Below are 12,101 nucleotides of genomic sequence, written 5' to 3'. Positions count from 1 at the left end.
TCCGGAGCAAAGAGATCAGCGCGCATCGCCATCGAGCAGGCGGTACACATCGAGCAGGCGGTACATTTCGGTGTGGTCGGTCGTGGGCGTCGAATGTTGCGCGGCTTCGTCCCACATCGACGTGCAGGTCGCACCGAGCGTCATCGGATAGCCGACCGACTGCGCAAGCGCACGCGCGATCTTCAGATCCTTGTTCATCAATTGCAGCGCGAAGCCGGAGGCGAACGTGCCGCTCAGCATGAACTGCTTGACCTTGTTTTCCGATGTGTTGCTGCGGCCAGACGATGCGTTCAGCACGTCCGTCATCGCGTCCGGCTCGATGCCGAAGCGCTGCGCGACGTGCAGCGCCTCGACCGTCGCAGCCAGTCCCGTCGCCGACACATAGTTATTCAGCGCCTTCGCCGCGTGCCCCGCGCCTGCGCCGCCGATGTGCAGAATGCTCTTGCCCATCGCTTCGAGCACGGGCTTGCATTGCGCGAGCACGTCTTCGCGGCCGCCGACGAGAATCGCCAGCGTGCCTTCCTTCGCTTTCTTCACGCCGCCCGATACGGGCGCATCCAGATACGCGAGACCGCGTTCTTCGAGCACCGAGCCGAGCTTGCGCGAGCGCTCCGGTTCCGACGAGCTCATGTCGATGACGACGGCGCCCTTCGCTAGCAAGCTCGCCCATCCGTTCGCGCCGCCGCCGAGCAGCACGCTTTCGACGATCGCCGAATTCGGCAGCATCGTGATCAATGCGTCGAGCGACGCGGCATTGTCCTTGCGCAGACGCTGAGCGCCCGTTTGTGTGGCGAGCGCGTCGGCGCGCGTCGCATCGGCATCGTCGATGTACAGGTCGAAGCCGGCGTTCGCGAGGCATTGCACCATCGGCCCGCCCATCATGCCGAGCCCGATGAAGCCGATGCGCGTGGGTCGTTGCTGTGCCATGAGAGCCGTCTCCTAGCGCAGCGCGGAGAACGCGGTCGGCGTGAGGAAGTGATTCTCGATGCGCTCCACAATCGGCTTCTCCGCTTCCGTCGCGGCGCGCTTCGCGATCCATTCGGCGTCGGCCTGAAACGCGTTCCACTTCTGCTCGCGCTCGGCGAGGCTTTCCCACTTCAGCATGTACGTGAGCGCGTGATTGCTCGGGCCGATCAGCGTGGTCCAGAAACCGATCTGCTGGATGCCGTACTTTTCGAAGAAGCCCAGCGTCGTGTTCGTGAAGCGGTCGAGCAAGGCCGGCAGGCGCGTCGGCGCGCAGTGATAGATGCGCATTTCAACGATCATGTGATTCTCCGTGGTTGTGTGCTATTCAGATTCGTGTGCCCGGTTCAGTCCGCAAGCCCGTCGACGGACGACCAGCGTTCGACGTACTTGACCAACTCCGTCATGTCGCGCGCGGCGCCGTCTTGCATCGCGGCGTAGTTCCACATCTGGCGCGCGACGCTGCCCACCCACATCGGCACGCCGAGCGCCTGGCATTCGTCGACGGCGAGGCCAATGTCCTTGCACACGCTGCCGACAGGAAAGCCGAAGTCGAATGTGCGCGGCAGCACGTGCTTCGGAAACTTGTCGAGCGTCGCGCCGTTCTTGCCGCTGCCCGCGTTGATCACCGACATCATGACTTCCGGGTCCAGCCCGCCGCGCATGCCGGCGACGAAGGCCTCGGACGTGATCGCAAACGCCGTCGACGACAGCATGTTGTTCAGCAGCTTGAGCAACTGCCCTTGCCCCGCCTTGTCGCCAACGACGAACACCTTGCCGAGCACATCGAAGAGGCCGCGCACTTCTTCGAGCGCAACGGGATTGCCCGCTGCCATGATCGCGAGCGTGCCCTTCTTCGCGCCCGCTGCGCCCCCGCTCACGGGCGCATCGACGGTCTCGATTCCCTTTGCGAGCAAACCATCGGCGACTTCCTTTTCGATGCGCGAGCCGACCGTCGACAGATCGACGAGGATCTTTATCGCGTTGCCTTCGACAAGACCGCCATCGCCGAGCGCGACGTTCCTGAAGATCGCGGGCGTCGGCAGGCTCGTGAACACGATGCGTGCGCTATCGGCCACTTCGCGCACCGATGCGGCCGCCTGTGCGCCGATCGACTTGAGTTCCGCAACGGCCGCGTCATCGCGGTCGTACACGACGACGGCATGACCCGCTTCGATCAGCCGACGCGCCATCGGCCGGCCCATCGTGCCGACGCCGACGAAACCGAGCAACGGTCCGCGTTGCTCACTTGATGCCTGACTACTCGACATGACAATCCTCGTGAATGAAAAAACTTCTGCGTCAATTCGAGCCACGAGCGCGCGTGAGACGCACCACAGCGGCTGCGTCGGGCTCGTGCTCGAACTTCCATAAGCGCTCGACGAGCGGTTGCGCGTCGATGCCCGAGCGCCCATATGCCGTGAGGCGATGCAGCTTGTCCGCAAGCTCGACGTTCGCGAGCGGCGCGGCAAGACTGCCGCGCGCGGCATGCACGCGATGCGAGAGGCGTTCACCGGAACGCAGCACGATCGTCACTTGCGCCGCTTCAACGGGCCACGATGCGTCATCGACGAAACGCAGCCGGTTTGCCAACGCGCGCAGCGACGGATCGGCGACGGCGGCATCGCTGAACTCTTCGAGCCCCGCCTTGCCGCGCGACAACACGACAGCGACCGCATGTTGCGCGCTGACCTGCGATTCGCGGCCCGTGCGCACGCCTGGCCGGTCGGTGCGCTCGCGCAGCAGCGGATGCCCCGTCAGCTCGACCTGCTCGATATCGTCGATGGACCAGCGCGCGTCGTTGCTGATGATGCGCCGCAAGTCGAGGCACGCGTCGATTACCGGATTGAGCACGACGCCGCACGGATACGGCTTGTAGGTGTTGCTCAGCAACGCCCACTCGCACCCGAGCGCTTGCGTAAGCGCGTGCCAATGCGGATGCGACGCCGTCACACGCAGGAAGCCGCGCTCGCCTTCGAGCGGCGCATCGGGTCCGGAGAAGCCGTCTTCGGCAAGCAGCGCCGACAGCAGCCCATTGCGCGCCGCATTGCCGACGCTGATGCTCTTCGACATGGTGCCGAGCGTTTCGACCAGTCCGCCCGTTTGCGCGGACGCATTGCCGAGCGCCCACACGATTGCGTTTTCATCGAGCCCCTGTGCCTTCGCAACGGCGGCCGCCGCGCCGAACACGCCGCATGTCGACGTGATGTGCCAGCCGCGCTGATAGTGCTCCGGCGACACCGCGTTGCCGATGCGGCACTCCACTTCGACGCCGAGCACGAACGCGAGCAACAACGCTTCGCCGCTCATTGCATGCGACTCGGCGAGCGCGAAGAGCGCGGCGGCGACGGGCGCCGTCGGATGGATGATGGTCGCGATGTGCGTGTCGTCGAAGTCGTACACGTTTGCGCTCATCGCGTTGAGCGCGGCCGCGTTCAGCATGTCGGTGCGCTCGCTGCGGCCGACAATCGTCGCATTGTCATCGGCGCGAAAACGGCCATAGACGGACACGGCCTTGTCGAGCGTCGGATCGTGCGAGCCCGCGAGAGCGACTGCAAAGTAATTGACGAGCGCGCGTTTCGCTTCGCTGCGCACGGCAGCGGGCAGATCTTGCCACTGCGTATCGGCGACGAAGCCTGCGAGCGTGCGGGTCAATGCGCCGTTGCGCATGGTGCGAGTGTCGATTGAATCAGCCTGCAAGCCAGCCTCCTTCTATTGGCATCATCGCGCCCGTTATCTGGCTGGCCGACGGCCCGCACAGAAACACGACCATATCGCCGACATGTTCTGCAACGACGAGTTCGCCCGTCGGCTGCTTGCCCTTGAGGAATTCGCGCACGGCGTCGCTGCGATTCAAGCCGCGCTCGTCCATCAATGCATGGATGCGGCCGTCGATGTTCGGCGTGAGCACCGAGCCCGGACAGATTGCATTGCACGTGATGCCCTGATTCAGCGTTTCGATCGCCACCGAGCGCGTGAGGCCGAGCAGCGCCGTCTTCGTCGTCACATAGTCGACGCGATTGGCAACCGCACGCGTGCCATACACCGACGTCATGTTGAAGAGGCGTCCCCAGCCGCGCTCGCGCATGCCGGGCAACACCTGTTGAATCGCGCGAAACGCGGCCGTCAGATTGACCGCGAGCGAGTTGTTCCAATGATCGAGCGGAAATGCTTCGATGCCCGCGAAATGCCGGACGACTGCATTGTTGACCAGCACGTCGAGTGAACTCACGCGCTCGCGCGCCGCGCCGATCAGCGCATCGACGCCCGCCGGCGTCGCGAGATCGGCTTGCACATAGGCGACGTTCACATCGAAAGCGTTCGCCAGTTCGTCCGTCGTGCCCGTCATCTGCTGCGGCGCTTCGAGGCCGTGCAGCACGACGTCACAGCCCGCAGATGCGAGCGCGCGCGCCATCGCGAGTCCCAATCCGTTCGACGAACCCGTGACGAGCGCGCCCTTGCCTTTCAACGTCATGTCTCGTACCGCCCTATCGCTCTTGAGCATCGAGCCGCACGATCCAGCCCTCGGTTTCCCGATCATGCGACGGATAGCGCGTCAGCACGGCGGGATCGTGACCGGGAATCACGTGATTCGGCGAACTCGCCAGCCGATGCGCGGTTTCGTAGCCTTGCAGCATGTCGCCGACGTTGTAGACGACGGGAAACGGCCGATGCTCCTGCATGTTCGCGTAGAAATGCGACGCATCGGATGCGAGTACGATCCAGCCGCGCTGCGTATGCACGCGCACGATCTGCAGGCCGTTCGTATGGCCGCCGACCCAATGCACGCTCAAGCCCGGCGCGATCTCCGATGCGCCTTCATGAAACTGCACACGTCCTTCGAACAGACGGCCGACCATCGACTTCACGTCCTCGGGTTCGAACGGATGGCTCAGCGCGTGATGACACATGCAGCGGCCCGTGCAATACGCCATCTCGCGGTCCTGAAGGTGATAACGCGCGCGCGGAAACAGCGAGTGGTTGCCCGCGTGGTCGTAGTGCATGTGCGTGATGATCACGTCTTCGACGGTATCGGCGCGAATGCCGATTTGCCTGAGCCCGCCCTCGACCGTGTTCGTGATCGTGCGGCCGCGCTTGTCGGCCATCGCCTGATCGAAGCCCGTGTCGACGATGAACGTGCGCGACTCGCCCACCACGGCCCACACGAAGTAATCGAGCGGCATCGGCACATCATGAGAATCGCCGCCGATGAAGTTGTCGCCGGAGCGGCGCTCGAAATGCGCGTACTTGACTGCGTAGATCCGGTAGTTCCCAGCGGGCGATGACATGTCTCAAGTGTCCTTTTTCATGGGGTGATCGTGTGCAAATGCATGCGCGGCCATTCACTCCATCGCAGCCGCCGCGCGTCCTTCCTGTGCTTCCGCGCTCGTGACACCGGCATCGGCGGCGATCGCTTCGAGCGAGCGCTGCGTCGTTTCCGCGCCGAGCACGCCGACGATCAACGCCTGAACCAGCAGCGTGCCGACGATCAGCGTCAGCACGCCCGCGATGCCGAATCGCATGAACGCGCTCGCGACCGCATACGGCACGACGATGCTGACGGCGCGGCCCGCCGTGTTCGCGAGCCCCGAGCCGCGCAGCCGCAGTTCCGTAGGGAACAGTTCGGGCACATACGTCGCGACGCTGAACGACGACAGCACATAGATGCAGCACGTGATCGCAAAGCCGAGCGCCGTGATCGCCACCGCCGACTGCGCGAACGGGTAGGCAATGCCGAAGCCCACGCAGACGAGCGAAAACAATACGATGCCCCACTTTCGTCCAAGGTGCTCCGCGAGTGCAAAGGCGATCAGCGAGCCGACAGGGCCGCCCGCGAACATCAGCGCCGTGATGCCGAGCGATTTCGACACGCTGTGCCCTTGCTTGACGAGGAACGTCGGTATCCAGCTGACGAACGCGTAATTGACTGTGAACAGCGCGACGAGAACCGTGATGGCCGTGATCGTGCGCGTCAACAGACGGCGCGAGAACAGGTCGCCGAGACGGCCGCTATCGCTGGTTTCGCTGGTTTCGCTGGAATAGAACTCGCGCGCTGATGACTCCGTGACTGACTCTATGACACGCGGCTTGCGGTTCACTGTGCTGCCGCACGCCGTCTCGATGCGCTCGACGATCTGCCGCGCTTCGTCGGCGCGTCCGCGCGATGCGAGCCAGCGCGGCGATTCCGGCATCGACTTACGCAGGAACCACACGACCAGCGCGCCGCATCCCGCGATCGCGAACATCCATCGCCAGCCGTAATGCGGCACGATCAGCCAGCCGAGAAACGTCGACAGGAACAGCGACGTATTGATGATCAGATTGAGGATCGTGCCGAAGCGGCCGCGCCAGTCGGCGGGAATGAACTCGCTGAGCGTGCCGTACCCGACGACGATTTCCGCGCCCATGCCGACGCCCATCACGAGACGGAAGAAGATCAGCCAGTAGATCGACGGCGCGAGTGCCGCCGCAACCGACGCGAAGCCGTAGATGCCGAGATTGAACTGATAGCAGAAGCGGCGGCCAAACCGATCGCCGAGCAACCCGGAGAGCCACGCGCCCGTCATCATGCCGATAAAGGTGACGGATACGAATGTCGCGTTGAGGCTTAGCGTGGACTCACCGCTATGGACCATCGCCGCAAGGACCGTGCCGGCGATGTAGATATCGAAAGAATCGAAGTACATGCCGGCCGCGATCAGGCCCAGCAGACGCCAATGGAAGCCCGACAGAGGAAGTCTGTCCAGACGCGCTCCGATACTGGCATCCATCTGCATGGTGCTGTCTCCGTCATGTTGGCGTTCTTCGACGGGCCGGCCTTCTTTTCAGATCGCCAGAAGGCAAACCGTCCGCTTGTTGACGGATTATATTCCTGTCATACAATCCGTCAAGAAGATAAATGGCCTGGCGTGAGGCAGCGAGCGAGGGTCATGAAAGGCCGAATTCGGATGCGAAGCGAACCAGGTCTGCCCCGTTATCGAAGTGGAGTTTCCGCATGGCCGAGTACTTTTGCGTTGCAACCGTCGCTTTCGAGCGATTCAGCTTTCGCGCGATTTCCGTCAGCGACATTCCGTTCGCAATCAACCGGACGACCTCTGTTTCGCGCGGAGACAAAGGTTGTGCACGGTGCAAATCTCTTTGGGTTTTTCCCGCCATCGAAAGGCTGCGCGTGATGGTCGAAGAAAGTATCGTTTCTTTCTCGACGAGCGCGCGCATGCAGATCCTGGCCAGCACGCTGACGTCCTCATCCTTTCCGACGATGGCCGCCACGCCGAGGCGACACAATTGATGGAGAACGCCTCTGTTCGTCGTCATCGTGAAGACGACAATCCGCGCTTCCGGTCGTTGCCGGCGCAAGCGCTGAACGAGCTTGAGGCCGTCGTCATCCGGGTCTTTCGAATGCATGACAAGATCGGTGACGATCAGTTGAACAGCGCCTGACTCCGTTGCGCGCAGCAACTCGGTACCTGTAGCCGCAGTCGCCATCACGTTGAAAGACCGCACAGCGGCCAACGCGTCGCAAATCGCAAGAACGACAATGGGGTGATCGTCTGCGACCGCGACGTTCACGCAGTCCGCTAAATTCGCCATAATTTTTCAGAGCTATCGAAGTGATCTTGCGAAGGACGCTTAACCCCGGCGCGGATTCGTGCGACACCAAAACGGCGATTAACCCGTTCATAGCGCAGCAGCTCGCAACGTCACGGCGCTCTGACTCACGCCGGTCGTGAACGATATGTAAGATCGGACGACGACGTATATCAAACAATTCCCAATGCTGAAAGACCCCAGGCGTCGCGTGAAATGACACAGGCCGTTCGGCACAAAACTACTTCGTTCATCCATACGGGGAAACGTGGAGAACAAGCACACCACTTTCCCGGCACGTGCGCCCCAAGACCAAATTTTCGAATTTCTTCGATTGCATTGGGTGGTCGCCACCGGCAATCTGAATGAACGCGATTTGACACCGCGTATATGTCTTTTTCTCTCCGATTTCGGCGCACCCTAAACGGTGCGCTTTTTTTCGCGCCCTGGCTATAGAAGGATTTCTATTTACTGGATCTTCGCTCACCTGATTTGCGTTGAACCTTGTAATGGAGGTCGGTCTTTCGAAATTCGAAGTTATTCGATGGAAGCATCTTGCTCACGTTCGTATCGTTGGAAGTATTCCTGGAGATCGATATGAACGTGAAATTCGAATCTGTGTTGACAGACGAGCAATGGACTCGCGTGAGTCAGATTTTCGACCGCGAGCCGAAGGTGGAAACGCGTGGCCGTCCCGGCTATCGCAATCGGGACGTTTTCGAATGCGTGCTGTGGGTCATTTCGAATGGCGTACCCTGGTCCGCACTGCCGACACGCACGCCCGACTTTCGCACATGTCATCGCCGCTTCAAGATCTGGTCGCAGAAGGGTTTGCTGGCTGAAGCGCTTCCACAACTATTCGGCGAATCCGCCGACACGATGCTTCAGTCGATCAAAACCCGGTCGCGCTTGAGGCGGCAGGCATCCTCAGCGCGACAGCACGGACAGTCACTGGAAGCCGTGCGACGGATGTGATGCACGGGCAAGCGCAATTATTCCACGAACCGTATCGGACCTACCAGCACGCACACACCCACGAGTGGCCGGCAGAGAACGACTTGCCGCCAATATCGGCGTGGTATCAGCCGAAGTTCGAGCTTGCGACGGGCAAAATCACCGGCGTTGAGGCGCTTGCGCGAGTGATGGACCCGGTGCATGGCGCTTTGTCTGCGGCGAGATTATTGGAAAGCGTTACACCCGCTGCACTCCGGAAGTTGACGTATTCGATGCTGTCGCAAACGCTTGTCGCGCAACGCGACTGGGCGGCAACAGGTTATCCGCTTACCGTTTCGGTCAACGTTCCGGCCGGCATGTTGGGAGAACGCACTGCACGCGAGCATCTGCTTTGGACGGTGCGGGAAAGCGGCGTGAAGCCGGAGCACATCGTGCTTGAAATCGTCGAAACGGGTTCGGCCGACGACAATGCCGCGCTGCCCGAAGCGACCGAAGAACTGAGAACCTGCGGCTTTGGAATTGCGATCGATGACTTCGGCATTGGACATAGCTCGTTGCTTCGCCTCATGCAGTGCCATTTCACCGAACTGAAGATCGACCGCGCGTTTGTACAACATGCGGAGCAAGACACAAGAGCTCGTGCAGCGCTGGATGCCTGCGTACTGGTCGGCAAGCGTCTAGGTTTGCACATCACGGCCGAGGGCGTCGAAACAGCCGTCGACATCGAGCGAGTGAGAACGGCGGGCTGCGATTACGTGCAAGGCTTTGCCATTTCGCGAGCACTCCCTCAACAGGCGTTGAAGGACTTTCTGTCACGCAGGCAGGAGTTTTGCGCGATCTGAAGATAGCGATGCCCATTCATCAGGATATCGAATAACATGCATCCGCTATTTGTTTTCAACGCCTTTCTATATGTCGGCTCCATCGACGTCGGTTATTGTTTGCAACAGATCATGAGGGGCAGTATCTCAATCAACCGTGTCGCCGAGATCGTAGAGAATCCGACGCCGGGACAGCCGACGGTCTAAACGGGATCGTCAGCGTCAATATGATCAGGACGGCATCTCCGTTGCCGCACACAAGGCATTGCAATATCAACAGACGGAGACGGCCGGTATTGCTGACAAGCCATCGAATTGGAAAAGCAGCATCAATTGGCTTTTCGAAGGATGAATGTGAAAGAAAAATGCATCAAGGTTGCGATCGCTGACGATCATCCGCTCGTGCTATACGGGCTTCGCAAAGCGCTGGAAAATTCAGGCGTTAGCGTGACGGGGGAAGTAAGCAATTCCTCGCAATTGATGGCGTTGTTAAACGATGCCGCTTGCGACGTGTTGATAACGGACTACTCGATGCCCGACGAACGTGCGCTCAATGGATGGCGTTTTCTTGCATCCGTTTCGAGTGAGTATCCGCACTTGCCTGTGCTCGTGTATAGCGAGTTCGAAGATCCGTTCCTGATCGGAAGTCTGGTCAAGCGAGGCATTGCGGGCATCGTCAGCAAGCGCGAAGAGATGTCCGAGGTCGTGGCCGCTGTTCGGCGCGTCGCGGCGGGCAGGCGCTATTTTTCTCCGATCATGCAGGCCGCGATGGATCAGTTCGATGCGTTACCTCAACTGCGGCGCTTCGCCGGACTCACACGGCGGCAGATGGAAGTCGCGGGACTGATGCTGTGCGGACTGACCGTCTGCGAGACGGCTCGCCTGCTCCATCGTCGCCCCAATACCATTAGCACGCAACGCGCGGCAGCATGCAAGCGGCTAGGCTTTTCAGGCGAGTCAGAAATGTATCGCTTTGCCGCTGGACACGGCTTATGGCTGGACAGATCGAGCACGGATCAGACGCTCGAATTCGCGTGATCCGGCCGTCGATGGTCCCTCTTTTCTATCTTCTTTCAAGGCGCCTTGACTGTGCTTCGGGCGCCCCGGCCGCCGCCTGGACACTGAAGTCGAGGCGCTCGCTTTTTCTGAACTGACAAAGTCGCACGCAGGTCCGCTCTTTGCCGCGACTATCGCGATGCAACGTCAAGCGGCCGCATCCTCTGTCCCGCCTGCAGTGCCCCCTCCTTCGCAGCCCGCGACGCGTCATCTGTCTGCGAGCATGCAAATTCGAACTTCTTCTATATAGCCCGCCCGGCCCTCTCTCTACCATCCACTTCGGGAATTCGTAAGTGCGGCTCCGACTCGCGCAGCGACCTGGAAATAGAACTTTTCCGAAATCGCGACGCTGGGGATCGCCAGAAAACCGGGTGTTTCGAGCCGCTTGCGTGGCTCACAAAGGCATCGGATTCCTGATCATCAAAGGCTTGTAACAGGTGTGCGCCGCCCATCAGCCACACATCTGCCAGCGCCTCATGCAGGTCCGCGCTCGTCCAGGTCGGGGCGGTACATTCATTTACACGGAAGTCTTCCATACATGAACAAGAATCGGTTTCGCCGGGTCTTCAGCAAGCGTCTCGGCATGCTGGTCGCAGTCGCAGAACACGTGATGAGCCAGGGCAAGCAGCCCGGCGAAGGGTCAGCCGCAACGGGCGGCGCAGAACTCGGTGTCATCTCGACGATGACGGCCGTCGCCCTCGCCCTGCTGGTCACGCAACCCGACGTCGCGCACGCGCAGGCCCTGCCCACGGGCGGCCAGGTCACGGCCGGCCAGGCGACGATCTCGCAGCCCAACGGCAACACGATGACCATCAATCAGGGTAGCCAGCCCGACGGCGATGGAAAAGATGCGGCGCTCGCGCTTGAGATTGCGCTCGAGCATCCGCAGCATCTCGAGGGGCGAATCCTGCCCTGAAGCAAAGAGACGCTCCATCAGGCAAGTCCCATCTCGGTTGCGTATTTGACGAGCTCAGCGTGGTTCTCGACGTGCAGCTTGCGCATGGCCGAGCGCTTCTGCGTCGCGACGGTCGGCACCGAGCGGCTCAATGTGCGCGCGATCTCCGTCACGGAGAGACCTTGCGCGAAGAGGCGCACCACTTCGAGTTCGCGTGGCGAGAGCTTCTGCTCGCGGCCCAGGTCTTTCGTCCGCGCGCCTTCGCGCGCGAGACGCTGCTGGATCTTCGGCGAAATGACCGTGTCCTTGCTGACCAAAGCCCGCATGCAGATCTGCGCAAGTTCGGATGTCGGCTCTTCCTTGCTCACGATTGCGGCGACACCCATCTTGCAGAGCTCATGAAACATGCCGCCGCTCGTGACCATCGTAAAGACGACGAGCGGAATATCCGGATGCGCGCGCCGCAGCATGCTGATGAGACGCAGCCCGTCGAGTTCGACCTGCTCGTCGCCCTGCATCACGAGATCGGTGATGATGAGATCGGCGCGTTCTTTTTCGAGCAGGCGAACCAGTTCCGCGCCCGAATGGGCCTTTGCCGCTACCGTGTAGCCCGGTATGTCGGCGAACGTGTCGGAAATGGCCAAAAGGACAATTGGGTGGTCGTCTGCCAGCACGACCCGGACGTTACGCGTCGTGCTGCTCATGAGCGCACCGAATGAAGAGCCGTTGGTATTTGCCTCGACAGATCGAACAGACGAACAGCATGGTTCATCACAATCTCCGCGGGTTGGGTATACGGCCCTTTACATTGTAAGACATGCCTG

Annotated in this window: 13 protein-coding genes; 4 read left to right on the top strand and 9 right to left on the bottom strand. The window is 61.2% G+C overall.

Annotation, left to right across the window (positions count from 1 at the left end; genetic code table 11):
• Positions 1 to 15: 15 nt before the first annotated feature.
• The 8 genes from BMW76_RS15945 to BMW76_RS15910 all read right to left on the bottom strand — a co-directional run bounded on the left by BMW76_RS15945 (position 16) and on the right by BMW76_RS15910 (position 7,533).
• Entirely contained in the window at positions 16 to 927 is a 912-nt protein-coding gene (locus BMW76_RS15945; RefSeq protein ID WP_090866628.1) for an NAD(P)-dependent oxidoreductase, read from the bottom strand.
• A gap of 12 nt (positions 928 to 939) precedes the next feature.
• Entirely contained in the window at positions 940 to 1,266 is a 327-nt protein-coding gene (locus BMW76_RS15940; protein WP_090866626.1) for an NIPSNAP family protein, read from the bottom strand.
• A gap of 44 nt (positions 1,267 to 1,310) precedes the next feature.
• The gene (locus tag BMW76_RS15935; protein ID WP_090866624.1) at positions 1,311 to 2,234 is read right to left on the bottom strand and encodes an NAD(P)-dependent oxidoreductase; all 924 of its coding nucleotides are present in this window, start codon (positions 2,232 to 2,234) and stop codon (positions 1,311 to 1,313) included.
• A 31-nt stretch (positions 2,235 to 2,265) separates the two neighbouring features.
• A complete protein-coding gene (locus BMW76_RS15930; RefSeq protein ID WP_090866622.1) occupies positions 2,266 to 3,663 on the bottom strand; it encodes an MmgE/PrpD family protein in 1,398 nt (465 codons plus the stop codon).
• Positions 3,653 to 4,438 (bottom strand): SDR family oxidoreductase, encoded by a 786-nt coding sequence (locus BMW76_RS15925; protein WP_090866620.1) that lies wholly within the window; start codon positions 4,436 to 4,438, stop codon positions 3,653 to 3,655. The genes BMW76_RS15930 and BMW76_RS15925 overlap by 11 nt, the downstream gene beginning before the upstream one ends.
• Before the next feature lie 13 nt (positions 4,439 to 4,451).
• Positions 4,452 to 5,252 (bottom strand): N-acyl homoserine lactonase family protein, encoded by an 801-nt coding sequence (locus BMW76_RS15920; protein WP_090866616.1) that lies wholly within the window; start codon positions 5,250 to 5,252, stop codon positions 4,452 to 4,454.
• 54 nt (positions 5,253 to 5,306) lie between these two features.
• On the bottom strand, positions 5,307 to 6,740 hold the full coding sequence (locus tag BMW76_RS15915; protein ID WP_090866614.1) for an MFS transporter: 1,434 nt from the start codon (positions 6,738 to 6,740) through the stop codon (positions 5,307 to 5,309).
• A 151-nt stretch (positions 6,741 to 6,891) separates the two neighbouring features.
• Positions 6,892 to 7,533 (bottom strand): response regulator transcription factor, encoded by a 642-nt coding sequence (locus tag BMW76_RS15910; RefSeq protein ID WP_245763251.1) that lies wholly within the window; start codon positions 7,531 to 7,533, stop codon positions 6,892 to 6,894.
• Positions 7,534 to 8,148: 615 nt separating this feature from the next.
• On the opposite strand from BMW76_RS15910, the gene BMW76_RS15905 reads away from it, so the two are divergent.
• The 4 genes from BMW76_RS15905 (at position 8,149) to BMW76_RS15890 (ending at position 11,298) form a co-directional block, all read left to right on the top strand.
• Positions 8,149 to 8,526 carry a transposase gene (locus tag BMW76_RS15905; RefSeq protein ID WP_143062272.1) on the top strand — a complete coding sequence of 126 codons (378 nt, stop codon included), beginning with the start codon at positions 8,149 to 8,151 and terminating at the stop codon, positions 8,524 to 8,526.
• The gene (locus BMW76_RS15900) at positions 8,526 to 9,347 is read left to right on the top strand and encodes an EAL domain-containing protein (protein WP_090866608.1); all 822 of its coding nucleotides are present in this window, start codon (positions 8,526 to 8,528) and stop codon (positions 9,345 to 9,347) included. The genes BMW76_RS15905 and BMW76_RS15900 overlap by 1 nt, the downstream gene beginning before the upstream one ends.
• 327 nt (positions 9,348 to 9,674) lie before the next feature.
• Positions 9,675 to 10,364 carry a response regulator transcription factor gene (locus BMW76_RS15895; RefSeq protein ID WP_090866606.1) on the top strand — a complete coding sequence of 230 codons (690 nt, stop codon included), beginning with the start codon at positions 9,675 to 9,677 and terminating at the stop codon, positions 10,362 to 10,364.
• A gap of 556 nt (positions 10,365 to 10,920) precedes the next feature.
• Positions 10,921 to 11,298, top strand: a complete 378-nt coding sequence (locus BMW76_RS15890; protein WP_090866604.1) for an ESPR-type extended signal peptide-containing protein — start codon at positions 10,921 to 10,923, stop codon at positions 11,296 to 11,298.
• 17 nt (positions 11,299 to 11,315) lie between these two features.
• Here BMW76_RS15890 and BMW76_RS15885 read toward each other — a convergent pair whose 3' ends face one another.
• Positions 11,316 to 11,981, bottom strand: a complete 666-nt coding sequence (locus BMW76_RS15885) for a response regulator transcription factor (RefSeq protein WP_090866602.1) — start codon at positions 11,979 to 11,981, stop codon at positions 11,316 to 11,318.
• Positions 11,982 to 12,101: the final 120 nt, after the last annotated feature.

This window comes from Paraburkholderia diazotrophica (genome assembly GCF_900108945.1).
GTDB classification, from domain to species: domain Bacteria; phylum Pseudomonadota; class Gammaproteobacteria; order Burkholderiales; family Burkholderiaceae; genus Paraburkholderia; species Paraburkholderia diazotrophica.
This window is presented reverse-complemented; position numbering and strand designations above follow the sequence as displayed.